Below are 24,260 nucleotides of genomic sequence, written 5' to 3' on the forward strand. Positions count from 1 at the left end.
TTCGGTGCGGCGCTGCCGCGCCGCACGGAACGGGCAAGCTCGCACCGGCCGGAGGAACGCGCACGGTGCGAGGTGGCACCGCTACGCCGCGTCGCGGCGGAACAGCCAGTCGACCTTCGGCTCGAGCAGCCACCGCATCCCGCGCCGCACGAAGGGCTGCGCCAGGAAGAGGCTGACGGCGCACGCGATGACGACCATGAGGAGCACGAACGGCCATGCCGAGTGCTCGCCGGCCAGGACGCCGGACTCCCGGATCGGGTAGAGCACGAACGTGTGGAGCAGGTAGACGTACATCGTCGCCGCGCCGAACCGGGTGATCCAGATGTTCCGACGGGGGATGAGCACCAGGAACGACGCCGTCAGCAGGGTCGCGAGCAGCATCAGGCCGAAGCGCACCGCACCCGCCCACCAGGCGTCCTCGCCGAGCCCCGAGTAGGAGTCGTCGTAGAAGAACCAGTGGTGCAGGTCGAACTCCTTGAACTGCGGGATCCAGACCGCGCACGACACCGCCCACGCCGCGAACACCACGACGGCGGCGATCCGCACCCGGATGACCGCGCGACGGGACGCCTCGTACCAGCGGTCGAAGACGCCCCACTGCTTGACCTGCCACCCGAGCAGGAAGAACGGCAGCAGGCTGATCGCGCGGGACAGCGAGAGCGTCGAGTCGACGTTGTCGAAGTAGCCGACGCCGATGCTGAACACGACCGCCCAGAACAGCGGCCACCGCAGCTGCGCCAGGTACGGCAGGATCAGCTTGAAGATGCCCAGGGCCAGCAGGAACCACAGGGTCCACGTCGGCTTCGTCGGGTTGAAGTCCTTGCCGCCCTCGACGATGCCCTGCACCACGGTCCAGATCGTCTGCATGATGATGTACGGCACGACGATGTCCGTGATCGTCCGGCGCATCCGCCTCGCCGTCGGGGTGTCGGCCGACGAGAAGTAGCCGCTGATCACACCGAACGCCGGCATGTGGAACGCGTAGATGAACGTGTAGAGCGCCAGGGCGTGCTCGCTCGCCGGCGTCTGCCGCTGGATCGCGTGGCCGATGACCACGAGCGTGACCGCGACGAACCGCGCGGTGTCCCACATCGGGATCCGGCGCGGGGCTCGACCGGGCTCGAGCTGCGTCGCCGGGGCCGAGGGGGCGGGAGGGGCGGCATCCGTCGTCATCGCCGGTCACGTTACCGGATCGTGACCTGGACGGCCCGGTGCGGTGCCGGAAGCGTCCCGCTCGGTACGGTGGACGGACCGGGCCACCACACGCCCGGTCACCGACGCAGGAGGCAGATCACATGGCAGCACGGCGCGCAGTCGTCACCGGAGCGAGCTCGGGCATCGGGGCGGCCACCGTCCGGCTGTTCCGGTCGCGGGGCTGGGACGTGCTCGCCGTGGCCCGCCGCGCCGCGAAGCTCGAGGCGCTCGCCGCGGAGACCGGGGCCGACACCCTGGTCGCCGACATCACGGACGCCGACGACGTCGCGGCGCTCGCCGCGCGGGTCGCGGACCTCGGCGGTGCCGACGTACTCGTGAACAACGCGGGTGGGGCGTTCGGTTCGGCGAGCGTCGAGGAGTCCGACGTCGACGACTGGCGCGCCATGTTCGAGGTCAACGTGATCGGCACGAAGCGGGTCGTCTCCGCGCTGCTGCCGCACCTGCGGGACCGGGCTCGGGAGTCCGGGGGCGCGGACATCGTCACGGTGACCAGCACCGCCGGGTTCGTCGCGTACGAGAACGGTGGCGGCTACAACGCCGCGAAGTTCGCCGAGCACGCCCTGGTCGGCGCGCTCCGGCTCGAGCTGAACGGCGAGCCGATCCGGGTCGTCGAGATCGCGCCGGGCATGGTGAAGACCGACGAGTTCGCGCTCACCCGGTTCCGCGGGGACGAGCAGAAGGCCGCCGCGGTGTACGACGACGTGCCGGAGCCGCTCGTGGCCGACGACGTCGCCGAGGCGATCGTGCACGCGGTGGAGCTGCCGGCACACGTGAACCTCGACCTCGTGACGATCCGGCCGGTGGCGCAGTCGGCGCAGCACAAGCTGGCGCGTGGCCCGCTGACGCCCCGCTGAGCCGACCCGCGCCGGACTCGCGCAGCGCCCGGGCGGCGGGCGCGGGTCGCGGGCGCGGGCTCCCTGCCGGTACCGTGGTCGGATGCCGATCAGCAGCGAACCCGAGCCCGCGGCTCCGTCCACCGTGACCGTGACGAGCGGGCCCGAGGTACTCGGCTGGCTCGAGTTCGGTGACGCCGCACGCCTGCTCGCCAAGGACGTCCTGTCCAGCGGCTTCGAGCCCGAGGTCGTCGTCGCCGTCGCCCGCGGCGGACTGATCATCGCCGGCGCCGTGGCGTACGCCCTCGGCACCAAGGAGTGCGGCTCGATCAACGTCGAGTTCTACACCGACGTCGAGCAGCGGCTGGAGGAGCCGGTCGTGCTCGCCCCCGCCCTCGACGCCCCGAGCCTGGCCGGCAAGCGGGTCCTCGTCGTCGACGACGTGTCGGACTCCGGCCGCACCCTGCGCCTGGTGGTCGACATCATCCGGAACGCGGGTGCCGACGTCCGGAGCGCCTGCCTGTACTCGAAGCCCGGCACCGTCCTCGAGCCCGACCACGTGTGGCGCCGGGTCGACGGCTGGATCACGTTCCCGTGGAGCGCCCTCGCCCCCGTGACGGCCGAGTCGTGAGCATCCACCTGGTCGGCGGCGGTCTCTTCGCCGCCTCGGACGCCGCAGCGCCGTTCCTCGCCGAGGCGACCGCCCGTTCGGCAGCGGTCGGCCGGAGCGTCCCGCGCATCGCCCTGCTCTCCGTGGCGGGCCCGGACGGTGGCAGCCCGTCGTCGACTGCCGACATCGCCGAGGTCCTCGGCGGCCCGCGCACGGCCGAGGTGCTCGTCACCGAGGTCGCGGCCGGTCAGGTCTTCGACACCACCGTCCTGAGCGACGTCGACGCCCTGGTGATCGGTGGCGGCGTCACCCCCGACTACCTGGCGGCGATCGCCCCGCTCGTCGACCAGCTCCGGCTGCTCGTCTCCGACGGGCTGCCCTACCTCGGCTACTCGGCCGGTGCGATGATCGCTGCCGACCGTGCCCTGGTGGGCGGCTGGCGCATCGGCGGCGTCGAGATCTGCCCCGAGGCGGCGTCCGAGGGGCTGGACGAGGTCGAGCTCCGCGAGGGCCTCGGCCTGGTCGACCTGACCATCGACGTGCACGCGGTGCAGGCCGGCACGCTCGCGCGGCTCATCGCCAGCGCCGAGGCCGAGTTCGTCACCGCCGGACTCGCGATCGACGAGGACACCACGCTCGTCGTCGGCGAGGGCGCGCTCGAGGTCCGCGGGACCGGCAGCGTCTGGCGTGTGATGGCCGGCGAGGAGTCGGTGGCCGTCGCCACCATGGGCGCGTAGCCGACGTGGAACCACGGCCACTGGCCGACCTGGTCGACCCCGGCTGGGCCGATGCCCTCGCACCCGTCGAACCCGACGTACACAGGATCGGCGAGTGGCTCCGCGACGAGACCGCAGCCGGTCGCCACTACCTGCCCGCCGGCGGCGACGTACTCCGCGCGTTCACGAGCCCGTTCGACGCCGTCAAGGTGCTGGTCGTCGGGCAGGACCCGTACCCGACGCCGGGCCACCCGATCGGGCTGTCCTTCGCCGTCGACCCGGCCGTCCGTCCGGTGCCGCGGAGCCTGGCGAACATCTACCGCGAGCTCGTCGACGACCTCGGGGTGACGCCCCCGCAACACGGTGACCTGCGGGCGTGGTCCGACCAGGGCGTCCTGCTGCTCAACCGGGTGCTCACCGTGCAGGCGGGCGAGGCCGGCAGCCACCGCGGCAAGGGTTGGGAGGCTGTGACCGACCAGGCCGTCCGCGCCCTGGTCGCCCGGGGCACCCCGCTCGTGGCAGTGCTCTGGGGCGCCCAGGCCGGTTCGGTGCGACCGCTCCTCGGCGACACCCCGGTCGTCGCGTCGGCCCACCCGAGCCCGCTCAGCGCGTCGCGCGGGTTCTTCGGCAGCCGCCCGTTCTCGCAGGTGAACGCGCTGCTCGAGTCGCAGGGCGCACCGCCCGTCGACTGGACGCTGCCCGCTCAGTAGGCTCGGCACGTGCTCGAGGAGGAATACCAGCGACGGCGGGTCCTGCCGCGACACCTGCGTGCCCCGGCGGCGACCGAGACGGCCTTCGAGTACCGCATCCGTGCGGCCGAGGTGGGGGACCTGCCCCACGTGCGCGAGATCCACACGCACTACGTCCGCAACTCGTCGGTGACCTTCGACCCGGCGGCGTTCACGTACGCCGCGTGGAAGAAGCGCTACGACGACATCCGGAAGCGCCGCCTGCCGTTCCTGGTGGCGGAGAACCCCGCCGGGCAGATCCTCGGGTACGCCCTGGTCGACGCGTGGAACCCGCGGGACCGCTCGAACCACGTCGTCGAGGACTCGATCTACCTCGGCGCCGCGTCCGGTGGCAAGGGGCTCGGCCGCGCGCTGATGGAGGCGCTGCTCGACGAGTGCCGGTCGGCCGGCGTGCGCGAGGTCGTCGCCGTCATCGCGGACCGCCAGGCCGAGGCGTCGATCCGGCTGCACGAGCGGCTCGGCTTCGAGGAAGTGGGCCGGATGGGCAAGGTCGGCTACAAGTACGACCGCTGGCTCGGCACGGTCACGATGCGGCTCCGCCTGCGCGGCCCGCGGCTGTTCGCGCGACGACGCTGACGGAGCTGACGCGGTCGACACGCGTCACGCTCGAGACGCGGCCGCGGGGCGGACGGGAGGCCCGTGGCGGCCCCGGCACGCGCCTCCAGGCCGTCGCCCGGTCGCGTCAGCCCGCCGGCGCCTCGGTGATGAACTCGTCGCGCGTCACGCGGAGCAGCGCGGTGGCCGCCGCCGCCGCGGCGTCCGCGTCACCCTCGACCGCTGCGCGCCCGACCGCCTGGTGCCGGAGCGCCGCCTCGCGCGTCCAGCGCGTGATGGGGTCGCGCGACTCCGACGTGCGGGTGCGGAGCAGCGCCTCGACCGTGCCGGCGAAGTGCGCGAACACGGCGTTCCCCGACCCGGTGAGCAGGGCGCGGTGGAAGCGGACGTCGGCCTCCAGGTAGGCGCGGCTGTCCTCGCGTCCGCAGGCCTCGAGCATGTCCTCGGCGGCGGCGAGCACGGCGTCCGCGCCCTCGGAGCCGGCGGCCAGGGACGCCGCGACCGGTTCGACGCCGAGCCGGAGCTCCACGAGCTCCCGCTGCTGCACGAAGTACGCCGGTGAAGTACCGCGCCACCGGATCACGGTGGGGGCGAGCAGCTCCCACGCGGTGATGTCGCGGACGAGCGTGCCGACCCGCTGCCGGGGCTCGACCAGGCCGAGGGACTGCAGGACGCGCAGGGCCTCGCGGACGACGGAGCGGGACACCCCGAACTCGTCGGCGACCAGCTCGGGTCGCACGACGGAACCCGTGGGCAGGTCGCCGTCGACGATCCGCTGGCCCAGGGTGTCGAGCACGTGGGCGTGCAGTCCGCGTGCGGTGGGCATCGTTTCCTCCGTGCAGTACGGGTCACGCGGTCGTCGTGACGCCGGTCCCATCGAAGCGGCAGACTCCGGGGACGGGCGGTTGGCGCGCGGGACGACGTCGTATAGTCTGATTAATCAGATTATTGAGGGTCGGCGTTCGTCGCGCCAGTCCACCCTCGACACGAAGGCGACGGAGCCGCGCAGCAGCGACTCCAGGAAGGGGCGCTGATGCCTCACGCTCTCCCGGACCACCTGCTCGCCACAGGTGGCGCCACCGAGACGGTCGACCCGTCCGGTTCGATCCCGCAGCTGATCATCGCGGCGCTCGCCGGCATCGTGGTGATCATCGCGCTCATCACCTGGCTGAAGGTGCACCCGTTCATCGCGCTCACGATCGGCGCGCTCGGCGTCGGCATCGGCGCGGGGCTCGCTCCCGACAAGGCAGTCACCAGCTTCGGTGACGGCTTCGGCGCGACCATGACGAGCGTCGGCATCCTGGTCGGGCTCGGGGCGATGTTCGGCAAGATGCTCGTCGACTCCGGCGCAGCGGACCGCGTCGTGGACACCCTGGTGCGGAAGTCGTCGAAGGCGGCGCTGCCGTGGACGATGGCCCTGATCGGCGCGCTCATCGGACTGCCGATGTTCTTCGAGGTCGGCCTCGTCCTGCTCATCCCGATCATCGTGCTCGTCGCCAAGCGGAGCGAGGTGCCGATCATGAAGATCGCCGTCCCCGCCCTGGTCGGCCTGTCGACGATGCACGCGTTCGTCCCGCCGCACCCCGGCCCGCTCGTCGCGATCTCCACCGTCGGCGCGAACCTCGGCACCACGCTCGCCTTCGGCATCGTGCTGGCGATCCCGGTGATCATCCTGGCCGGGCCGCTCTTCGCCCGCTTCGCGGCCCGCTGGGTCGACATCCCCGTCCCCGACATGTTCGGGTCGCGTGGGGCGGTCGCCACCGCCGGCCCGGGTTCGGGGTCGGGTTCCGGGTCCGCCGCCTTCGCCGACGACCCGGCACACCCCGGACGGGAGGCCCGGCGCGGCCCCGCCACGCAGGACACCGCGTCCCTGCCCAACGGCAAGAGCGACTTCACGCGCGTCATCAGCGAGCCGCGCAGCCCGTCGTTCACCGTCGCCCTGATCGGCATCCTGCTGCCGGTCGTGCTCATGCTCGCCCAGGCGATCCGTGAGGCCACCGCTCCCGACGCTGCCGGGTCGTGGGTGAGCCTGCTCGACTTCCTCGGTTCGCCGATGATCGCCATCGGCATCGCGGCCGTCTACGCGATGGTCTTCTTCGCGATCGGCGGTGGCATGGACCGATCGGCGGTGTCGAAGTCGCTCGAGAGCGCGCTGCCCCCGATCGCCGGGGTGCTGCTCATCGTCGGCGCCGGCGGTGGCTTCAAGCAGGTGCTCATCGACACGGGGATCGGCGGCGTGATCGCCGACGCCGTCAAGGACTCTGGCGTCTCGGTGCTGCTCGTCGCCTGGGTCGTCTCGGCCCTGGTGCGCGTGGCGACCGGGTCGGCCACGGTCGCCACCGTGACCGCCGCCGGCATCATGGCGCCGATCGCCGCCGACCTGTCAACGCCGATGACCTCGCTGCTCGTGCTCGCGATCGGTGCCGGCTCGGTGTTCCTGTCGCACGTGAACGACGCCGGGTTCTGGCTGGTGAAGGGGTACCTCGGCACCACGGTGGGGCAGACGTTCAAGACGTGGACGGTGCTCGAGTGCCTCATCTCGGTGTTCGGTCTCCTCGGGGTCCTGCTGGCCGGGGTGTTCATCCGATGAGCGGCGCAGACCTCGGTGCGGCCGCTGCTGCCGGTGCGTCCGACGCCGGGCTGGATGCACGTGTCCTGGTCGTGATGGGGGTCTCCGGGTCCGGCAAGTCGACCGTCGCCGCCATGGTGGCGGAGCAGGTCGGGTGGGAGTTCGCCGAGGGCGACGCGATGCACCCGCCAGCGAACGTCGACAAGATGCACGCCGGCACCCCGCTCACCGACGAGGACCGCTGGCCGTGGCTCGACGTCGTCGCCGGCTGGATCCGCGGACACCTGGACGCCGGGACGAACGGCGTCGTGACCTGCTCGGCCCTGAAGCGCTCGTACCGCGACGTGCTGCGGGCCCCCGGGGTGGTGTTCGTGCACGTGGCCGGTGACGGCGCGCTCATCGAGGAGCGGATGTCGCAGCGTTCCGGGCACTTCATGCCGACGTCGCTGCTGCAGTCGCAGCTCGCCACGCTCGAGCCGCCGCAGTCCGACGAGGCCCACCTGACGATCGCCGCCGACCGCACCCCGGAAGAGGAGAGCGCCGAGGTCGTGGCGCGGCTCGGACTGGTCCGGATCCCGAGAGCCTGATCGGGCGGCGCTCGGCAGCATGGCCGCATGGCGATCGACGACTCCCTCTCGCTCCTGACCCGCGGCTACGGGTTCGGTGCCCACCTGTGGCGCCGGACCCGTCCGGCGGTGCCCATGGCGCGACGAGTGATAGTCGGAAGGAGCGGCTCCTGACTGCCTCTGGTGTTCAGTCTGCCGGGATCACGACGACTCGTTTGCCGATGCGGCGGCTCGATCCGAAGTCCTCGTGGGCTGCAGCGACCTGGTCGAGTCCGGTGTACGTGCTGGAGATGACGACGCGCATGGTTCCTGCTTCGATCGCGCGGAGGTACCCGCCAAGAGCGTCAGCGGAGAGATCGGAGGCTTGTCCTGCGTAGCTCGTGAGGCGGACGCCGTTGGGGATCGTGAACGGCGAGAAGTCCGGGATGGTCCATTCGTCGCTGAGCGCGCCGACGAAGCAGACGGTGCCACCGGGCCGGGTCAGCGTCAGCACGTCCGACAGCGCTGTCGCGCTGACGAACTCAAGGGCAGCGTCGAGTCCTTTCGTCGCGATCGAGCGGACGGCGGCCGGCAGCGTCGCATCGTCGATGAGGACGTGGTCGGCGCCGACCTGGTGCAGCACGTCCGCTCGCCCCGGGTTGCGGGTGGTGGCGAAGACGGTGGCACCGAGCTGGTGGGCGATCGCGATGGCGGTGAGGCCGACGGTCGAGGTCCCACCATGGATGAGCACCTGCTGGCCGGCCTGAAGGTGGACGCCGGTCGTCAGCGCTCCGTGGGCGGTTTGCAGCATCTCCGGGAGCGCGCCGACGATGTCCCACCCGAGGTCGGTCTCGAAGGGGATCGTGTCGGCTGCGTCGACGACGGCGTACTCGGCGTAGCTGCCGTCGATGGTGCGTCCGAGGCCGCCCATCATCGTGGCGACCTTCTGCCCTGGAACGAGGTCCACGCCGTCGCCGACGGCATCGACGACGCCAGTGGCTTCGATACCGAGGATGCGGGGGAAGGAGAAGTCGGGGCCGGATCCACCCTTCCGGCTGGTGACTTCGGACTCGTTGACGCCGAACGCTCGCACTCGGATCCGGACGTGGCCCGCGGTGACCGCTGGGAGTGGCACCTCGCCCACGGTGAGTTCCTCGGGTGCGACAGGACCGGTCAGGCGGACGGCCTGCATCGTTTCAGGCGTCGTCGTGCTCCTCCGTGTGGAGTGGGTACCCGGCCGGGACCAGCCCGATGATCACTTCGTAGGGGCGGCGGACGGTGGTCTCGTCGAGAGGTGCGTTGGGGTGTGCCAACCGGTGGCTCCACCACCCCCACAGCATCGCGTTGATGGCGAGAGCGATGTTCGTGGGCGCGACGGGCCGGAGCATCACGAGGGAATCGTCCTCGACTGCCTGGAGCACCGCCGCCACCTTCGGGTCGCGCGCGCCGTGGTGGCGTATCTCCTCGTACAGCCGGATGTCGGCAAGGGTCGGACTGGTGGCCCCGATCGTCGCGTCGACGAGCGCATCCACCACGTCGCCAGCGCTTCGGGCATCGCGAACCGGGGCGGCGTACCGCGGCTCGAGCGCGCTGCGGGTCGAATCCAGGGCAGCCAGGATGAGGCCGTCGAGGGTCGGGAAGTAGTACGTCATCGACCCCAGGGGCACCTCGGCTCGCGCAGCAACGCCACGGTAGGACACCGCGCTGATCCCGTCGGCCTTGATCACGTCGAGGGCGGCCTCCACGATTCGCGATCGACGGCCAGGGTCATTGGGTTTCCCTCGACGCATGCTCTCTCCGATGTCGGCATCAGTGCGTACAGTGGTACGTACTTCTTCCAGATTAGACCAGAGCAAGGGAGTCTCGTGAAGGACAACACGCTGCTGACCGGGGTCGCCGGGGAACCGATCGTCGTCCTCAAGGCCGCGCCGAGGCGTGAGCAGTGACCCTCTCCGGCGAGCAACTGCAGCGCACCGCCAGGAACACCGCCACTGCGCTCGAGCACGTCAGCACCGGTCGGCCGTTCACGCCACACCTCGAGGTGTGGAAGGTTCGGGACAAGGTGTTCCTGATCGTCACCGAGGACGACCCGGACCTGCAGATCATCACCGTGAAGGCCGATCCGCATCACGCTGATGCGCTCCGCCGAGACCACGGGTCGATCGGGGCCGGGCAGTACCTCAACAAGCACCACTGGACATCCGTCGGCCCCGGCCCGGGCATCACGAAGCGCCTGATCGAGGATCTCGTGCTCGGCTCGTACGACCTCGCGGACGGACACCGCCAGGAGGAGGATTCGTGAACGAGCCGCCGTCCCTGTTCGACGTCGATGACGCTTCCCGGCCGCTCGCGGACCGGTTGCGTCCGCGCGTCCTGGCCGATGTGGTCGGGCAGGACCACCTGCTCGCTGAAGACGCTCCGATCGGGCGGATGGTGGCGTCGAAACGGCTTGTCTCGATGGTTCTCTGGGGGCCTCCCGGCTGCGGGAAGACCACGATCGCCAGGCTCCTCGCTGAGCAGACCGACCTCGCCTTCGAACCCCTGTCGGCAACGTTCTCCGGTGTCGCAGACCTCCGGAAGGTGTTCCAGACCGCTCGGCGACGGCGCGAGGTCGGGCAGGGCACGCTGCTGTTCGTCGACGAGATCCACCGCTTCAACCGGGCGCAGCAGGATGCGTTCTTGCCGTACGTCGAGGACGGCACCATCGTCCTGGTCGGAGCGACAACCGAGAACCCTAGCTTCGAACTCAACGGCGCGCTGCTCTCCCGCGGTCAGGTGTTCGTCCTGAAACGCCTGGACGATGCTGCGCTCGCCACGCTCATCAGCCGCGCGGAAGACCTGCTCGGAGCGCCGCTCGCGCTCGACGCGGACGCCCGGCAGGCGCTGATCGCCATGGCTGACGGGGACGGCCGGTACCTGCTGAACATGATCGAACAGGTCCAGACGCTGCCCGCACCCGTCGATGCGGCTGCTCTCGCCGCAGCGGTGCAGAAACGGGCGCCGCTGTACGACAAGGCGCAGGAGGGCCACTACAACCTCATCTCCGCCCTCCACAAGTCGATGCGCGGCTCCGACCCGGACGCTGCTCTGTACTGGTTGGCGAGGATGCTCGACGGTGGAGAAGACCCGCTGTTCATCGCCCGACGGATCACCCGGTTCGCCACCGAAGACGTCGGCATGGCAGACCCAGGGGCAGTGCAGCAGGCCCTCGCCGCGTGGGACGTGTACGAGCGGCTCGGCTCACCCGAAGGCGAACTCGCGATCGCGCAGGCCGTCCTCTACCTCGCAACCGCACCGAAATCGATCGGCGTGTACCGCGGCTTCAACAGGGCACGCGCCGCAGCCAAGCGCACCGGATCGCTGGCGCCACCGGCACACATCCTCAACGCCCCGACCCGGCTGATGAAGGACCTCGGTTACGGCCGTGGCTACCAGTACGACCCCGACACCGACACCGGTTTCTCCGGCGCCGACTACTTCCCCGACGGCATGCCCCGAGAGACGTTCTACGAACCCACTGCCGGCGGCTACGAACGCGCCATCACTGAACGCCTCCGACACTGGGCTCAGCTCCGCGCCGCCGCCGCCGGCGGCGACTCGACGGAGCGCGATGACACCACCTCACCGAAAGGACCATCCGCATGACCACGTCCGAAACCGCAGACCAGGCTGCCGTCCGATCCTGGCTCGGCGTTCCTTACGCGACCGCGGACCGGTTCCGCAGCCCGATGGTCGCGCCCTTCGACCCCGATCTGCCCTACGACCAGAAGGGCCCCGCGCCTCTGCAAGCCGGTGACACCAGCTGGCTCGAAGCCGACAACGGGTTCAGTGAAGACTGCCTCAACCTCAACATCTGGGCACCGGGAGACGCTGGCGACGAACCGCTTCCGGTCATCGTGTACATCTTCGGCGGCGGATGGATGCTCGGTGCGAACACGCAGACCACCTCCGACGCGTCCGGACTCGCCGCGACCGGACGCGCCGTCGCCGTCTCCATCAACTACCGACTCGGTGCTTTCGGGGCGCTCACCCTGTCGCAGTACGGGGGCGCACTTGCAGAAGCGTCGAACCTCTGCCTCCAGGACGTCATCGCCGCGCTGCAGTGGGTCCAGCACAACATCAGCCGGTTCGGTGGTGATCCGAACAACGTCACCATCACTGGGCACAGCGCCGGCGCGTACTCGACCCTGAACCTGCTCGGCGCACCGTCTGCTGACGGCCTCTACCACCACCTGGCTGCGTTCTCCGGGATGCCCGCCCGTCAGGTGCCGGCCTGGGGCGCAGAGGAGCGTGCCCATGCGGTCGTCACGGCGCTCGGGCTGCAGGACGACCCCGAACAGCTCCTCCACGTCGACGCGTACGAGCTCGCCGAAGCGATGGCGGGGACACAATCGGCTGACCCCGGTGCCGCGCACGGAGTCGACAACGACCTCGTCGGGATCGTCGACGACCGTGGGGGACCTCACGGTGTCCTCGCGGACCTGGCCCTGCAGGCCCTCGAGTCCGGTCGGCACAAGGACGTCGACATCCTCTTCAGCAGCACCACTCACGAAACCGACTGGTGGGTCCTGCACCGCACCGACGACTTCGACCCGGGCAGCATCGACGACCTCGTTGCCGAGTTCGCCCATCGGAACCGCATCCCGCGCAGCCGAGCCCGTCAGATCGTCGCTGCGTACGACGTGGACGGACGCACTCCGGTCGAAGTCCGCGGGGCACTCCTCACCGACTTCTCCTTCACGTTGCCGCAGACGCGTGGTGCACTCGCGCACGCAGCCGCGGGCGGAAACGCCCACCTGCTCTCGGTCGGGCCCGTCGAGGGAGCGCACGCGGTGCACGGAACCGAGATGTACGGCATCGTCGGCCGGACAAAGCCCGGCGCGAGTGGCGCACAGGTCCTCCGAGACACCTTCGTCCGTGACACGCTGCTCGCGCTCGCATCCGGCGACGCCGGTGCGCTGTGGGAACCTGTCGGCGCGGTGCCGATCGTCATGGGGGTCGGCGACATGCCCTACGACGCCACCGCCCACGCAGAAGCAGTCCTTGAGACCTTCTCAGGGGTGGAGCGGCCGTAGCAGATCCACCGGGGCGGGGCTGCCTCCACATCCGGGGCCGCTGCCCCTTCCACTGACCCGGGCTCAGTCGAACCGGATCGGGGTGCCGACGGGCAGCGCCGCGAGCGTCTTCGTCATCTCCGCCGAGATCCGGACGCAGCCGTGCGAGCTGCCCGTCGGGTCCGGGTAGTAGTGCAACGCGGTCAGCGCAGCGTTGCCGCCGTACGACGGGATCCGCGACGAGTGCGCCCCGGTCAGGATGATCGGGTTGCCCTGCGTGTACGCGACGCGGGTGTCGACGTACGCCGCCTCGACGTAGGTGGCGGTGTCGGTCGGTGTCGGGTCCTCCGGCGTCCCGAGCCGCGCGGCCTCGGTGGCGGTGACCTTCCCCTTCCGGGTGACGACGGACACCGTGCTGGCGGCGACGTCGACCGTGATCATCCGGTCGGTGCGCGTCACGGTGAAGTCGGCGGCCCGGGCCCAGGCGAACGTCGCGCTCGGGGCGTCCGGGTCGCCGCCGTCACCGGGGGTGCGGTTGCGGGACGGCGTCGACACCAGGAGCATCCCGCCGTCCTTGCCGGGGGAGCGACCCCACACCGCGGTCGCCGCGGGTCGGTTGATCGTCGACACCAGGTGGGACAGGGTCGCCACCGGCCGGGCGCGGCTCGACGGGCTCGCGTACAGGGCGACGAGCTGCGTGCGCGGGGTCGCGATCTGCCACGTGTCCTCGGGCTCCACGTCCCCGCCGTCGAGCAACTGCGGCACGACGGCGTCGTGGAACGCCAACGGCAGCGCGGCCAGGGTCGCGTCGGACGGTGCAGCGGGGACGGCCGCGAGCGTCGGCCTCGGTTTCGGCGTGGCGCTCGGGGTCGGTGTCGTCGTGCCCCGGGCAGCGCGGGTCGGCTCCGGTGCCGGCGACCCGACGGTCACCCCCACCACGACGGCAGCGACGGCGAGCACCACCACCCCGGCAGTCGTCGCGATCCAGGTGTTGCGTCGCATGGTGCTTCCCCCTCGGTCGATCCGTCAGCGTTCGGTGACGGTGCCGCCCTCGACCCGCCACTGCCGGTCGAGTCGGACTGTCTCCAGCATGCGCCGGTCGTGTGTGACGAGCAGCAGGGTTCCGTCGTAGGACTCCAGTGCCTGCTCGAGCTGCTCGATCGCGGTGAGGTCGAGGTGGTTGGTCGGTTCGTCGAGGACGAGCACGTTCACCCCGCGGGCCTGCAGCAGCGCGAGTCCGGCCCGGGTGCGCTCGCCGGGGGAGAGCGCCGAGGCCGGTCGGCCGACGTGGTCCGCCTTCAGCCCGAACTTCGCGAGCAGCGTCCGGACGTCGGCGGTCGTGTACTCGGGGACGATCGCCTCGAACGCCGCTGCCAGGGGCTGGTCACCGGTGAACGCCGCACGCGCCTGGTCGACCTCGCCGACCGCGACGCTGGACCCGAGCGAGGCCGTGCCCGTCGTCGGCGCCTGCTTGCCGAGCAGCGCCCGCAGGAGGGTGGACTTGCCGGCGCCGTTCGGGCCGGTGATGCCGATCCGGTCACCGCCGTCGACCTGCAGCGAGACCGGGCCGAGGGTGAAGTCGCCCTGGGTGAACGTGGCGTTCGACAACGTCGCGACGACGGCCGACGACCGGGGTGCGCTGCCGATGGTGAACTCGAGCTGCCACTCCTTGCGCGGCTCCTCGACCTCGTCGAGCCGGGCGATGCGGGACTCCATCTGCCGGACCTTCTGCGCCTGCTTCTCGCTCGACTCCGAGGCGGCACGGCGGCGGATCTTGTCGTTGTCCGGGCTCTTCTTCATGGCGTTCCGCACACCCTGGCTCGACCACTCGCGCTGCGTCCGTGCCCGCGAGACCAGGTCGGCCTTCGTCGACGCGAACTCGTCGTACGCGTCACGCTTGTGCTGCCGGGCGATCTCGCGCTCCTCGAGGAACGAGTCGTACCCGCCGCCGAACAACCGGTTCGACGACTGCGCCAGGTCGAGCTCGAGCACCGAGGTCACCGAACGCGCCAGGAACTCACGGTCGTGGCTGACGAGCACCACCCCGCCGCGCAGCCCGCGCACGAACGCCTCGAGCCGGTCGAGGCCGTCCAGGTCGAGGTCGTTGGTCGGCTCGTCGAGCAGGACGATGTCGAACCGCGAGAGCAGCAGCGCGGCGAGCCCGACACGAGCGACCTGCCCACCGGACAGCGCGGTCATCAGGGAGTCCGGGCCGACGCCGTCCGCACCGGAGTCGCCGGTGCCGGGTTCGAGGCCGAGGTCGGCGAGCACCGCCGGGATCCGGTCCTCCAGGTCGGCGGCCCCCGCGGCGAGCCAGCGGTCGAGCGCCGCCGAGTACCGGTCGGCCGCTGCGTCGCCGGCGTCGGGGTCCCCGAGCGCCGCGGCCGCTGCGTCCATCGTCGCCGTCGCCTCGGTGCAGCCGGTCCGCCGCCCGAGGTACGCCGCGACGGTCTCGCCAGCGATGCGCTCGTGCTCCTGGGGGAGCCACCCCACGAACGCGTCCGTCGGTGCCAGGGACACCGTGCCGGCCAGCGGCTCGTCGACACCGGCCAGCAGTCGGAGCAGGGTGGACTTGCCGGCACCGTTCACGCCGACGACCCCGATCACGTCGCCCGGCGCCACCGTCAGGTCGAGGGAGTCGAACAGCGTGCGAGCGGCGTACCCGCCGGACAGGCCCTTGGCGACGAGCGTGGCGGTCATGCGCCCATCGTCCCACGCGGAGCGGGCACCCCACGTGCAGCAGACTGGGCCGATGGACTCCTGCGTCTTCTGTGCCGTGATCGCCGGTGACCAACGCGCCGTGTGGGTCGAGCGCGAGGAGTACGCCGTCGCCTTCGCACCCCTGCCCGACTCGGCGCTGGCTCCCGGCCACACCCTGGTCGTGCCGGTCGAGCACACCGCCGACCTGCTCAGTGCCGGGCCCACGGCACTCGCCGCCACCACGGCCCTGGCGCAGCGTGTCGCCCGTGCGATGAAGGGTGCCCTCGGCGCGACCGGGACCGTCGTGCTGCAGGCATCGGGTGCAGACGCCGGCCAGAGCGTGCCGCACCTGCACCTCCACGTCGTGCCGTGCTGGCCGGACGACGCCACGACGCACTGGCCGGAGCGACGATCCGCGCACGTGGTCGACGGGGACCCGCACGCGCTCCTCGCCGAGATGTTCGAGTAGCCGCCCGGGCAGACCCTTCCCGGCCCGCCGCGACCCTCAGCCCCTGGGTACCAACCGACCCGCACCCACCGGCAGCAGTCCGCCCCGGTACTCCAGCGCCGTCGCGCCGCCGACCGACACCGAGGCCGCTCCGAACCGCCACGCGCGGTTGAACAGGTACACGCCGATCACCGTGTCGCCGTCGTCCGGCACCGCCCACGTGCCGGTGCCCCACTGGGCCGGGTGCCCCACCCCGTCGACGGTGACGGTCGGCCGGGCGAACCAGGCGAACAGGGGCCGGACGAGCAGGAGTTCGATCCGGCGCTTCGTCGTGCCGGAGGGGAGAGTGGTGTCCACCGTCGAAGGATACGGGCCACCGCCGCCTAGGCTCGGAGCCGTGTTCGAACTCCACCACCTCTCCGCACAGGAACTCTGGGACTGGATCCGCCGGGGCGAGGCGACCGCCCTCGAGGTCACCGAGCACTACCTGTCCCGCGTGGAACGCCTGGACGCCGGACTCGGCGCCTTCGTGACGGTCACCGCGGACGCGGCCCGGGCCCGAGCCGATCGCCTCGGCCACCTGGTGCCGACGTCGAGACCGTTGTGGGGCCTCCCGACCGCCGACAAGGACCTGTACGACCGCGCCGGCGTCCCCACGCGGAACGGCACCACGAGCCTGCCGGAGCGTCTCGCGTCGGCCGACCACCCGCTCGTCGCCGCGCTCGACGCGGCCGGCACCGTCAGCCTCGGCAAGACCGCGTCACCGGAGTTCGGCATGTCCTCGTCGTCCGAGACCCGGCTCGGCGTGACGCGGAACCCCTACGACACCATGCGCGCGCCGGGCGGGTCGTCGAGCGGAGCGGCCGTCGCCGTCGCCGCCGGACTCGTGCCCGCCGCGGTCGGGTCGGACGGCGGCGGATCGGTGCGGATCCCCGCCGCGGCGACCGGACTCGTCGGCCTGAAGCCGAGCCGCGGCCGCGTGCCGTCGATGCCCGGCCGCTCCGGCGTCGGTGGCCTGTCCGTGGCCGGGCCGCTCACCCGGTCCGTCGCCGACGCGGGCATGCTCCTCGACGCGCTGGTCGCGCCGACCGGGCTGCCGGAGCCGTCGCCCTACGCGCTCGTCACCCCCGACGTCGGCGAGGGGCCGTTCACCGCGGCGGCCGTCCGCGGCGAGGGCCGGTTCGTCGTCGGGGTGCTCGACGGCTCGCCGTGGGACGACACCGTCGACGTGGTCGTCGACCCCGCGGCCCGGGCTGCCGTGGAGACCGCCGTGCGGGTGCTCGGCGAGGTCGGGCACGGCGTCGAGGACGTCCGGATGCCCCGTGTGCCCTACGCCGACGCGTTCCGGGTGGCGTGGGAGAGCTCGGCCGCCCGCCTGCCGCAGGTGCCCGGCATCGACCTGTCGTCGCTGACCCCGCTCGTGGCGTGGCTCGTGGCGCGCGGACGGGCGCTGTCCGGCACGCAGGTCCTCGAGGCGATGTCGACGCTCGACACCTTCTCGACGACGCTCATCGGCGCGTTCGACCGGTTCGACGCGGTGCTCACGCCGACCCTCGCGATGACGCCGCGGCCCCTCGGCTGGTACGGCGACGACCCCGACGAGGACTTCCGCCGCCAGTGCGCGTACTCGCCGTGGACGTCGATGGCGAACGTGTCCGGGCTCCCCGCGATCACCCTGCCGGTCGGCATGACCGACGACGACCACCCCGACGGTGGCGGGCTGCCGATGGGCGTGCAACTGATCGGGCGCCCCGGCGGCGAGCGCGTCCTGCTCGCGATCGGCGCGCAGCTCGAGCGCCGGTTGCGCTGGCAGCGGCGCCACCCGGCCGCCTGGACCGCCTGACGGGAGGCCCGGGGCCGCTCCGGTGCGCGTGCGCGCGGCGCACCGTGCGGCGTTGTCAGGCTGGTGCGGCGTTGCTTGCTCGATGCGGCCTTGTAGGCCGGCTCTGTGCGGGCAAGCCCGCACGAGATCGTGGGGCGCGCACAGTGCGGTGGACTCGTGTGCGTCTGGTCTGGAGGCGCGGGGCGAGCTGGTGCCGTGCCTCCTGTCTGGCGCACGGTGCGGTTTCGTGCGTGTGGTGCGGGGTTGCTTGTTCGGTGTGGCCTTGTAGGCCGGCTCTGTGCGGGCAAGCCCGCACGGAGTGGCGGGGCGCGCACGGTGCGCCGCGCCGCCCGCCGCCCCGCCCGCCGCCCTACGGCAGCGTCGGCGCCGCCGCCACCAACGCCCGCGTCACCGGGTGCTGCGGCGCGTCGAGGAGCGACACCGGCCCGTGCTCGACGATGCGGCCGTCGGACATCACCGCGACCGTGTCGCACAGCCGCTGCACGACGCCGATGTCGTGCGACACCAGCACGAGCGTCAGCCCGAGGTCGTCGGCGAGCGACCGGAACAGCTCGATCACCCGGGCGCGGACCACCACGTCGAGGGCGCTCATCGGCTCGTCGCCGAACAGGATCCGCGGCGAGTGCACCACGGCCCGGGCGATCGCGATCCGCTGCCGTTGCCCGCCGGAGAACTCGTGCGGGTACCGGTCGACCGTGTCGGCGGGCAGGTCGACGCGCTCCAGCACGGCACGGACCAGGTCGTCGTGCGACCCCGGGACCTGCAGGGCCCGCAGCGGCTCGGCGACGATCGCGCCGACGCGCATCCGCGGGTCGAGGGACGCGTACGGGTCCTGGAACACCACCCCGGTCTCGCGACGGAACCAGCGCAACGCACGCGCGGACCGGGACGCGACCACCGGACGGCCGGAGGCGGCGACGGTGCCGGCGGAAGGGGCCTCCAGGCCGGCGAGCAGCCGGACCACCGTGGACTTGCCGGATCCTGATTCGCCGACGATGCCGAGCCGTGCGCCGGGGGCGACCGTCAGGTCGACACCGTCGACGGCGGTGCGGACCGGACCGGGCTCGAACGGGCCGCGGCGGGGGAGGCGGTAGGTGCGGTGGAGACCGGTGGCCTCGAGGACGGGGAGGGTCACGGGGCGGTCCTCCTGGCGGTGGCCCGAGCGGCGTCGACGAGCGCAGCGGTGGCGGGGTGCTGCGGTGCGGCGAGCAGGTCCGCGACGCGACCCTGCTCGACCACCCGGCCGGCGTCGAGCACCACGGCGGTGTCGGCGATGCGCGCGAGCACGGCGAGGTCGTGGGTGACGAACACCATGCCCGCCGGCAGGTGCTCGAACAGGTCGAGGATGCGGGCCTCGGTGGTGACGTCGAGCGCCGTGGTCGGCTCGTCGGCGACCAGGTACGACGGCTCGCCCGCCATCGCCATCGCGATGCAGATCCGCTGTCGCTGTCCGCCGGACAGCTGGTGCGGGTACTGCCGCAGCAGCGACTCCGGGTCGGGCAGGCCCACGGACGCCGCCAGGTCGACGGCTGCCGCGCGTGCCGCGCGTCGGTCGAGCCCGCGGTGCAGCCGGAGCGGCTCCGCGATCTGCGCGCCGACCCGCCGCAGCGGGTCGAGCGCGGTGCCCGGCTCCTGGAACACCATCGCGATGCCCGATCCACGGTGTCGCGCGCGCTCGCGGTCGGGCAGGCCGACGAGTTCGGTGCCGTCCAGGCGGACGCTGCCGGTCACGACGGCGCCGGTGGGCTCCAGGCCCATCAGGGCGAGCGAGGTCATCGACTTGCCGGATCCGCTCGCGCCGATCACGCCGACGCGCTGGCCGGGAGGCACGGTGAAGCTGACGTCGTCGAGGATCGTCCGCCCCGTGATGCGGACCGACAACCCGCGCACCTCGAGCCCGGAGGCTGCGGTGGCGTGGGCGGGGCCGGCCGCGTGGTCGGTCATGCGGTCACCCCCGGCGTGGTCGTCGCCGGGTCGGCGCTCCGGTCGCTCGTCGTCAGCCGCGGGTCCGAGGCGTCCCGCACCGCGTCGCCGAGCAACGACAGTGCCGCGACGACGAGGGCGATGGCGGCTCCCGGCCAGGTCGCACTCCACGGGTGGACCCCGATGTAGGTCTGCAGGTCGGACAGCAGGCTGCCCCACGACGCGGTGTCCGATCCGGCGCCGTAGCCCAGGTAGGACAGCCCGGCCTCGGCGAGGACGGCCGTGGCCATCGCGAGCGACAGCTGCACGGTGAACAGCGGCGCCGCGTTCGGCACCAGGTGGCGGAAGAGCACCCCGGCACCGCCGACGCCGGACGCCCGGGCCGCGGTCACGTAGTCGCTCCGGGCGATCCGCCGGATCTCGCCGCGGGCCACGCGGGCGATCGTCACGCCGAAGGACAGCCCGACGCTGACGATCACCACGCCGAGCGACCCGCCGAACACCGCGGTCAGGAGCATCGCGGTGAGCAGGGTCGGGAACGCCACCAGGATGTCGAGCAGGACCGCGGTGCCCTCGCGCACCCAGCGGGCGGTGAGCGAACCGATCGCGGTGAGGACGATCCCGACGACGCTCGCGATCACCCCGGAGCCCACGGCGACGAGCACGGTGGTGCGGGTGCCGGCGAGCAGGTAGCTCGCGATGTCGCGGCCGGCGGCGTCGGTGCCGAACCAGTGCGCGGCGCTCGGCCCCTCCCACTGGTGGAACGGGTCGGCGCGGAACGGGTTCTGCGGTGTCCAGACGAGCGACACGGCGGCGAGCACGAGCAGCAGGCCGAGCACGACGACGGCGAAGACCCCGGTCGGTCGGGACACCAGACGGCGGATCATCCCTGCACCTCGCGCTGTCGGGGGTCGAGGGTGCGGTGCACGACGTCGACGGCGAACCCGACGAGCAGCACGATTCCGGTGAGCACGAGCAGTTCCGACTGCACCTTCGTGATGTCGCGGCGGCCGACGTCGGTCACGAGCATCCGACCGACCCCGGGCAGGGAGAACAGCTGCTCGACGACGACGGCACCGACGAGCAGTCCGGCGATCTGGACGCCGAGCACGGCGAGCACCGTGAGGGCGACGCTCGGCAGGCCGTGGCGGAGCAGCGCCTGCGTGCGGGTCAGCCCGACGGCGGCGGCGGTGCGCAGGTGGTCGGCATCGAGGACGGACAACGTGGCGGACCGGGTGAACCGGAGGATCACGGCGCCCTCGACGGCACCGATCGTCACCGCGGGCAGCACGAGCGACGCGAACGCCCGCCCGGGTTCGGACCAGCCGTCGAGCGGGAAGCCCTGCGTCGGCAGCCAGTGCAGCGTCACCGCGAAGAGGGCGACGAGGAGCATGCCGGCCCAGACGACGGGCACGGCGGCGACCGCCTGCGCCGCGAACCCGATCACCGCACCGCCCGGACGACGACGGAGCACCGCGGCGACCACCCCGAGCGGGACGCCGATCACCAGGGCGGTCACCAGCGACATCGCGGCGAGCGGCAGGGTGATCGCGAGCTTCTGCGCGATCTCCGGAGCGACGGCACCGTTCGTCACCAGGGAACGGCCGAGGTCACCGCGGAACACCCCGCCGATCCAGTCGAGGTACTGCACCACGACGGGCCGGTCGAGTCCGAGCTGCTGGCGGAGCTGCTCCACCTGCGCCGGGGTCGACTGCGTGCCGGCGACGACCTGGGCGACGTCACCGGGCAGCACGCGGAGCGTGGCGAAGATGATGACGCTCGCCACGAGCAGGCCGACGACGAGCAGGAGCACCCGCCCGATGAGGAACCGGGTCACGACACCGATGCTACGGGGACGGACACCCCGCCGCGGTCGCTCCGGGTCACTTGACCGCGAGCTTCGCCAGGTCGAGGCGCGAGTTGCCGCCGTCGACCGGGAAGCCCGTCACGCCGGAGCGCACCGCGGTGATCTCGGTCGCCGTGTAGAGCCACTCGCCAGCCGCGTCCTCGCTGACGATGCGTGCCGCCTTGCGGAGTGCCTCGGTCTTCGTGGCCTCGTCGGTCGCCGCGATCGACTGGGCGTAGAGCGCCTGCACCTTCGGGTTGTCGTACCCGAAGTAGTAGTCCGGGTTCGCCCAGTTGCCGAAGTCACGGGCCTCGACGTGGTCGACCATCGACAGGTCGAAGTCCCGCTCGCCGGACTTCGGTGCCTGGAACACCGAGGACAGCCAGGTGGCGAAGTCGACGCGCTTGACGGTCAGGGTGATCCCGACGTCGGCGAGCTGCGACTTCAGCACGTCGCCGATCGTGGTCGGGTAGATGTTCGCGTAGGTGAGCGTCAGCTTCAGGTCCTGCTGCCCGGCGTCGGCCAGGAGCTTCTTCGCGTTCGCGGGGTCGTAGGCGTCGATGTCGGTGAGGTCCTCGTAGCCGGGGTCGAGCTCCGGGATGGGGCCGCCCTGCTCCACGCCGGTGCCGCCGATCGCCTTGATGAGCGCCTTTGCGTCGATCGCCTGCCGGATCGCCCGGCGCACGCGCTCGTCGGTGAAGGGTTCCTTGCGGTCGTTGAACGCGAGCGTGTACTTGTCGGTCGTCTTGCCGCTGTGCAGCGCGATGTCGGCGTTGCCCTGCAGCTGGCTCTTGAGCGTGCCGTCAACGGGGTTCAGGACGTCGAGGTCACCGTTCGCCATCGCGTTGACGGCGGTCGACGGGTCCGTGATGTACCGGAAGACGATCTTCGCGACCTTCGCCTTCGTGCCCCAGTAGTCCTCGTTGCGGTCGAAGGTGAGCGAGTCGCCCTGCTTCCAGCTCGCGACCTCGAACGGACCGGTGCCGTTCGCGCTGTCGGACAGGTCGTTGTCCGCGGCCTTCTCGAGCACCAGGCCCGAGCGGCCGGTCAGGTTCCAGAGCAGGTCGGAGTCCGGCTTCGCCAGCTGCAGCACGACGGAGTCGTCCGACGGCGAGGTGATCGACGTGACGCCCGCGAGCTTGGCCGAGTCGACGTACGAGTCGTTCGACTTGACCTGCTCGAGCGACCACACGACGTCGGCCGCGGTGACCGGCTTGCCGTCCTGGAACGTCGTGCCGTCCCGCAGCGTGAACGTGTAGGTCAGGCCGTCCTTCGAGACCTCGTGCGACGAGGCCAGCACGTCACGGATCTCGCCGTCGGCGGTCCGGCCGACGAGCCCCTGGTACACGTTGTCGATGAGCACCTGGTCGAGCGCCGCCCCGGACTGGGTGCGGATGTCGAGACTCGTCGGCTCGAGCACCAGCCCGACGCGCACCGTGGCGTCCTTGCCGCCGGTGGTGTCGGACGAGCCGGAGCAGCCGGCCAGCGCCAGGGCGGAGACGACGGCGACGGCCGTGGCGGCGAGGGCAGCGCGCCCGATGCGCGAGGTGCGCGCGGTGCGACGGGGCAGGAGCGGACTCATGGGGTGGTGGGTTCCTTCCGGGCACGAGGGCTGGGATCGGGCCTCGCGCTCGCACGAGGGTACCGGCGGCTGGTGCCGTCCGGCGACGGTTCTTCGATCGGGTGCAACAATCCGTGCCGCTCCGCCCATGCCCGGATCGCCGAAGCCAGTTCGAGGGGTGCCTGGTTCTGCACCGCGTGCCGCGAGGTCACCGTCACGATCTCGGCGTCCGGCAGGCGTTCGGCGAACCCGGCGTGCAGCTTCGGGGAGACGTACCCGCGGTCACCCCGGACGAGCAGGATCGGCACGCGCAGGGCCTCGAGGTCCGGCCACGCATCGGCGAAGCGCCCCACCGACGACGTCCGCCCGGCGGGCAGGTGCGGGAAGTGGTGGCGGCGCACCAGTCGCCCGTCCGCACCGAGGGCCGTCGTGTGCCGGGCCTCACGGAGCAGCACCTGCCGGTCGTCGCCGACCCGCGCCTCGATCGCCCGGTCGACGACCTGCTCGAGCGACTCGAACGGCTCTTCGGCCTCGAGCGCGCGGGCGATCCGGTCGACCGCGCGCTGCGCGAAGTCCGGCGACATGTCGACGAGCACGAGCCCGGTGACCCGCTCCGGCGCGGTGGCCGCGAGTCGGGCGGACAGGATCGCACCGAGCGAGTGGCCGACGACGATGCCCGGCGGCACCGCGAGCGCGTCGAGCGCGGCGAGCACGCTCGGCGCCGTCGCGGCCGCCGCGTAGTCCGCGTCCTCCCGCCACGACGACCGGCCGTGGCCGGGCAGGTCGAGGGCGACCGCCGGCTCGCCCACGGCCAGTGCCGTGGTGTCGAAGCTGTGGGCGTCGATGCCGAGCCCGTGCAGGTAGGTGATCCGGGCCTCCTGGCCGTCGTCGCCCCACCGGATCGCGGAGGTATCCTGCCCGTCCGCGGTGCGGACCACCTGCCTGGAGGCGCGGAGCGGCGCGGTCACGCCGCTCGCGCTGGCGAGGGCGGGCAGGTCGGCGAATTCGTCGTCGGGGGCTTCGGACACGGGGACGATCCTCGCACCGTTCCGCGGGCCTGGAGACGTTAGGTAAGGCATGCCATACTCGATTC

25 protein-coding genes are annotated in these 24,260 nt (G+C 72.0%); 12 read left to right on the plus strand and 13 right to left on the minus strand.

Annotated elements, in window-relative coordinates; all coding sequences use genetic code 11:
* Window positions 1-81: 81 nt before the first annotated feature.
* Window positions 82-1,173 (minus strand): acyltransferase family protein, encoded by a 1,092-nt coding sequence (locus DEJ12_RS04525; RefSeq protein WP_111029200.1) that lies wholly within the window; start codon window positions 1,171-1,173, stop codon window positions 82-84.
* A 122-nt stretch (window positions 1,174-1,295) separates the two neighbouring features.
* On the opposite strand from DEJ12_RS04525, the gene DEJ12_RS04530 reads away from it, so the two are divergent.
* The 5 genes from DEJ12_RS04530 (at window position 1,296) to DEJ12_RS04550 (ending at window position 4,699) form a co-directional block, all read left to right on the plus strand.
* Window positions 1,296-2,069: an SDR family oxidoreductase gene (locus DEJ12_RS04530; RefSeq protein WP_111024829.1), complete on the plus strand. Its 774-nt coding sequence runs from the start codon at window positions 1,296-1,298 to the stop codon at window positions 2,067-2,069.
* Window positions 2,070-2,151: 82 nt separating this feature from the next.
* Window positions 2,152-2,679 carry a phosphoribosyltransferase gene (locus DEJ12_RS04535; protein WP_051596753.1) on the plus strand — a complete coding sequence of 176 codons (528 nt, stop codon included), beginning with the start codon at window positions 2,152-2,154 and terminating at the stop codon, window positions 2,677-2,679.
* Window positions 2,676-3,395, plus strand: coding sequence for a Type 1 glutamine amidotransferase-like domain-containing protein (locus DEJ12_RS04540; RefSeq protein WP_111024830.1), 720 nt, complete (start codon window positions 2,676-2,678; stop codon window positions 3,393-3,395). The genes DEJ12_RS04535 and DEJ12_RS04540 overlap by 4 nt, the downstream gene beginning before the upstream one ends.
* A gap of 5 nt (window positions 3,396-3,400) precedes the next feature.
* Complete coding sequence (locus DEJ12_RS04545; protein WP_111029201.1) at window positions 3,401-4,084, plus strand: uracil-DNA glycosylase; 684 nt, start codon at window positions 3,401-3,403, stop codon at window positions 4,082-4,084.
* A gap of 9 nt (window positions 4,085-4,093) precedes the next feature.
* The gene (locus DEJ12_RS04550; RefSeq protein ID WP_027465815.1) at window positions 4,094-4,699 is read left to right on the plus strand and encodes a GNAT family N-acetyltransferase; all 606 of its coding nucleotides are present in this window, start codon (window positions 4,094-4,096) and stop codon (window positions 4,697-4,699) included.
* 106 nt (window positions 4,700-4,805) lie between these two features.
* Here DEJ12_RS04550 and DEJ12_RS04555 read toward each other — a convergent pair whose 3' ends face one another.
* A complete protein-coding gene (locus DEJ12_RS04555) occupies window positions 4,806-5,504 on the minus strand; it encodes a FadR/GntR family transcriptional regulator (RefSeq protein WP_181433017.1) in 699 nt (232 codons plus the stop codon).
* Between the two features lie 207 nt (window positions 5,505-5,711).
* Between DEJ12_RS04555 and DEJ12_RS04560 the strand changes: the two genes are divergently transcribed.
* Together DEJ12_RS04560 and DEJ12_RS04565 are read left to right on the plus strand one after the other, a co-directional pair.
* The gene (locus DEJ12_RS04560; RefSeq protein WP_220034772.1) at window positions 5,712-7,268 is read left to right on the plus strand and encodes a GntP family permease; all 1,557 of its coding nucleotides are present in this window, start codon (window positions 5,712-5,714) and stop codon (window positions 7,266-7,268) included.
* Window positions 7,265-7,834, plus strand: a complete 570-nt coding sequence (locus DEJ12_RS04565; RefSeq protein WP_111029203.1) for a gluconokinase — start codon at window positions 7,265-7,267, stop codon at window positions 7,832-7,834. Before DEJ12_RS04560 ends, DEJ12_RS04565 begins: the two co-directional genes overlap by 4 nt.
* Before the next feature lie 166 nt (window positions 7,835-8,000).
* Here the strand turns inward: DEJ12_RS04565 and DEJ12_RS04570 are convergent, their stop codons facing one another.
* On the minus strand, window positions 8,001-8,927 hold the full coding sequence (locus DEJ12_RS04570) for a zinc-binding dehydrogenase (protein WP_258370476.1): 927 nt from the start codon (window positions 8,925-8,927) through the stop codon (window positions 8,001-8,003).
* A 61-nt stretch (window positions 8,928-8,988) separates the two neighbouring features.
* Window positions 8,989-9,537: a TetR/AcrR family transcriptional regulator gene (locus DEJ12_RS04575; RefSeq protein WP_220034771.1), complete on the minus strand. Its 549-nt coding sequence runs from the start codon at window positions 9,535-9,537 to the stop codon at window positions 8,989-8,991.
* A 197-nt stretch (window positions 9,538-9,734) separates the two neighbouring features.
* Between DEJ12_RS04575 and DEJ12_RS04580 the strand changes: the two genes are divergently transcribed.
* Genes DEJ12_RS04580 through DEJ12_RS04590 form a run of 3 tightly spaced genes read left to right on the plus strand, consistent with a single transcriptional unit; the run spans window position 9,735 to window position 12,867 of the window.
* Window positions 9,735-10,094, plus strand: a complete 360-nt coding sequence (locus DEJ12_RS04580; protein ID WP_111029206.1) for an MmcQ/YjbR family DNA-binding protein — start codon at window positions 9,735-9,737, stop codon at window positions 10,092-10,094.
* Complete coding sequence (locus tag DEJ12_RS04585; RefSeq protein ID WP_111029207.1) at window positions 10,091-11,437, plus strand: replication-associated recombination protein A; 1,347 nt, start codon at window positions 10,091-10,093, stop codon at window positions 11,435-11,437. The genes DEJ12_RS04580 and DEJ12_RS04585 overlap by 4 nt, the downstream gene beginning before the upstream one ends.
* Window positions 11,434-12,867: a carboxylesterase family protein gene (locus tag DEJ12_RS04590; RefSeq protein ID WP_111029208.1), complete on the plus strand. Its 1,434-nt coding sequence runs from the start codon at window positions 11,434-11,436 to the stop codon at window positions 12,865-12,867. The genes DEJ12_RS04585 and DEJ12_RS04590 overlap by 4 nt, the downstream gene beginning before the upstream one ends.
* Window positions 12,868-12,930: 63 nt before the next feature.
* Here DEJ12_RS04590 and DEJ12_RS04595 read toward each other — a convergent pair whose 3' ends face one another.
* Both DEJ12_RS04595 and DEJ12_RS04600 read right to left on the minus strand, forming a co-directional pair.
* A complete protein-coding gene (locus DEJ12_RS04595) occupies window positions 12,931-13,848 on the minus strand; it encodes a L,D-transpeptidase (protein ID WP_111029209.1) in 918 nt (305 codons plus the stop codon).
* Window positions 13,849-13,872: 24 nt separating this feature from the next.
* Complete coding sequence (locus DEJ12_RS04600; RefSeq protein WP_071404584.1) at window positions 13,873-15,546, minus strand: ABC-F family ATP-binding cassette domain-containing protein; 1,674 nt, start codon at window positions 15,544-15,546, stop codon at window positions 13,873-13,875.
* A 52-nt stretch (window positions 15,547-15,598) separates the two neighbouring features.
* Between DEJ12_RS04600 and DEJ12_RS04605 the strand changes: the two genes are divergently transcribed.
* Window positions 15,599-16,015: an HIT family protein gene (locus DEJ12_RS04605; protein WP_111029210.1), complete on the plus strand. Its 417-nt coding sequence runs from the start codon at window positions 15,599-15,601 to the stop codon at window positions 16,013-16,015.
* A 36-nt stretch (window positions 16,016-16,051) separates the two neighbouring features.
* On the opposite strand, the gene DEJ12_RS04610 is transcribed toward DEJ12_RS04605, so the two are convergent.
* Window positions 16,052-16,351 (minus strand): hypothetical protein, encoded by a 300-nt coding sequence (locus tag DEJ12_RS04610; RefSeq protein ID WP_111029211.1) that lies wholly within the window; start codon window positions 16,349-16,351, stop codon window positions 16,052-16,054.
* Window positions 16,352-16,391: 40 nt separating this feature from the next.
* Here DEJ12_RS04610 and DEJ12_RS04615 point away from each other — a divergent pair, with 40 nt between their 5' ends.
* Window positions 16,392-17,837, plus strand: a complete 1,446-nt coding sequence (locus DEJ12_RS04615) for an amidase (protein WP_111029212.1) — start codon at window positions 16,392-16,394, stop codon at window positions 17,835-17,837.
* A 349-nt stretch (window positions 17,838-18,186) separates the two neighbouring features.
* On the opposite strand, the gene DEJ12_RS04620 is transcribed toward DEJ12_RS04615, so the two are convergent.
* From DEJ12_RS04620 to DEJ12_RS04645, 6 genes are read right to left on the minus strand one after another with little or no spacing between them, the layout of a single operon-like run.
* The gene (locus DEJ12_RS04620) at window positions 18,187-18,972 is read right to left on the minus strand and encodes an ABC transporter ATP-binding protein (RefSeq protein WP_111029213.1); all 786 of its coding nucleotides are present in this window, start codon (window positions 18,970-18,972) and stop codon (window positions 18,187-18,189) included.
* Window positions 18,969-19,781: an ABC transporter ATP-binding protein gene (locus DEJ12_RS04625; protein WP_111029214.1), complete on the minus strand. Its 813-nt coding sequence runs from the start codon at window positions 19,779-19,781 to the stop codon at window positions 18,969-18,971. Before DEJ12_RS04625 ends, DEJ12_RS04620 begins: the two co-directional genes overlap by 4 nt.
* Entirely contained in the window at window positions 19,778-20,647 is an 870-nt protein-coding gene (locus DEJ12_RS04630) for an ABC transporter permease (protein WP_111029215.1), read from the minus strand. The genes DEJ12_RS04625 and DEJ12_RS04630 overlap by 4 nt, the downstream gene beginning before the upstream one ends.
* Window positions 20,644-21,597 carry an ABC transporter permease gene (locus DEJ12_RS04635; RefSeq protein WP_111029216.1) on the minus strand — a complete coding sequence of 318 codons (954 nt, stop codon included), beginning with the start codon at window positions 21,595-21,597 and terminating at the stop codon, window positions 20,644-20,646. Before DEJ12_RS04635 ends, DEJ12_RS04630 begins: the two co-directional genes overlap by 4 nt.
* Window positions 21,598-21,643: 46 nt before the next feature.
* Window positions 21,644-23,188 carry an ABC transporter substrate-binding protein gene (locus DEJ12_RS04640; protein WP_111029217.1) on the minus strand — a complete coding sequence of 515 codons (1,545 nt, stop codon included), beginning with the start codon at window positions 23,186-23,188 and terminating at the stop codon, window positions 21,644-21,646.
* Window positions 23,185-24,195, minus strand: coding sequence for an alpha/beta fold hydrolase (locus tag DEJ12_RS04645; protein WP_181433016.1), 1,011 nt, complete (start codon window positions 24,193-24,195; stop codon window positions 23,185-23,187). Before DEJ12_RS04645 ends, DEJ12_RS04640 begins: the two co-directional genes overlap by 4 nt.
* Window positions 24,196-24,260: the final 65 nt, after the last annotated feature.

This window comes from Curtobacterium sp. MCLR17_059, from assembly GCF_003234665.1.
GTDB lineage: Bacteria > Actinomycetota > Actinomycetes > Actinomycetales > Microbacteriaceae > Curtobacterium > Curtobacterium flaccumfaciens.

Coding starts and splice junctions, on each gene's coding strand:
- DEJ12_RS04525 (WP_111029200.1), bottom strand. CDS start 1,173: ATGACGACGGATGCCGCCCCTCCCGCCCCCTCGGCCCCGGCGACGCAG.
- DEJ12_RS04530 (WP_111024829.1), top strand. CDS start 1,296: ATGGCAGCACGGCGCGCAGTCGTCACCGGAGCGAGCTCGGGCATCGGG.
- DEJ12_RS04535 (WP_051596753.1), top strand. CDS start 2,152: ATGCCGATCAGCAGCGAACCCGAGCCCGCGGCTCCGTCCACCGTGACC.
- DEJ12_RS04555 (WP_181433017.1), bottom strand. CDS start 5,504: ATGCCCACCGCACGCGGACTGCACGCCCACGTGCTCGACACCCTGGGC.
- DEJ12_RS04560 (WP_220034772.1), top strand. CDS start 5,712: ATGCCTCACGCTCTCCCGGACCACCTGCTCGCCACAGGTGGCGCCACC.
- DEJ12_RS04565 (WP_111029203.1), top strand. CDS start 7,265: ATGAGCGGCGCAGACCTCGGTGCGGCCGCTGCTGCCGGTGCGTCCGAC.
- DEJ12_RS04590 (WP_111029208.1), top strand. CDS start 11,434: ATGACCACGTCCGAAACCGCAGACCAGGCTGCCGTCCGATCCTGGCTC.
- DEJ12_RS04595 (WP_111029209.1), bottom strand. CDS start 13,848: ATGCGACGCAACACCTGGATCGCGACGACTGCCGGGGTGGTGGTGCTC.
- DEJ12_RS04600 (WP_071404584.1), bottom strand. CDS start 15,546: ATGACCGCCACGCTCGTCGCCAAGGGCCTGTCCGGCGGGTACGCCGCT.
- DEJ12_RS04605 (WP_111029210.1), top strand. CDS start 15,599: ATGGACTCCTGCGTCTTCTGTGCCGTGATCGCCGGTGACCAACGCGCC.
- DEJ12_RS04625 (WP_111029214.1), bottom strand. CDS start 19,781: ATGACCGACCACGCGGCCGGCCCCGCCCACGCCACCGCAGCCTCCGGG.
- DEJ12_RS04630 (WP_111029215.1), bottom strand. CDS start 20,647: ATGATCCGCCGTCTGGTGTCCCGACCGACCGGGGTCTTCGCCGTCGTC.
- DEJ12_RS04640 (WP_111029217.1), bottom strand. CDS start 23,188: ATGAGTCCGCTCCTGCCCCGTCGCACCGCGCGCACCTCGCGCATCGGG.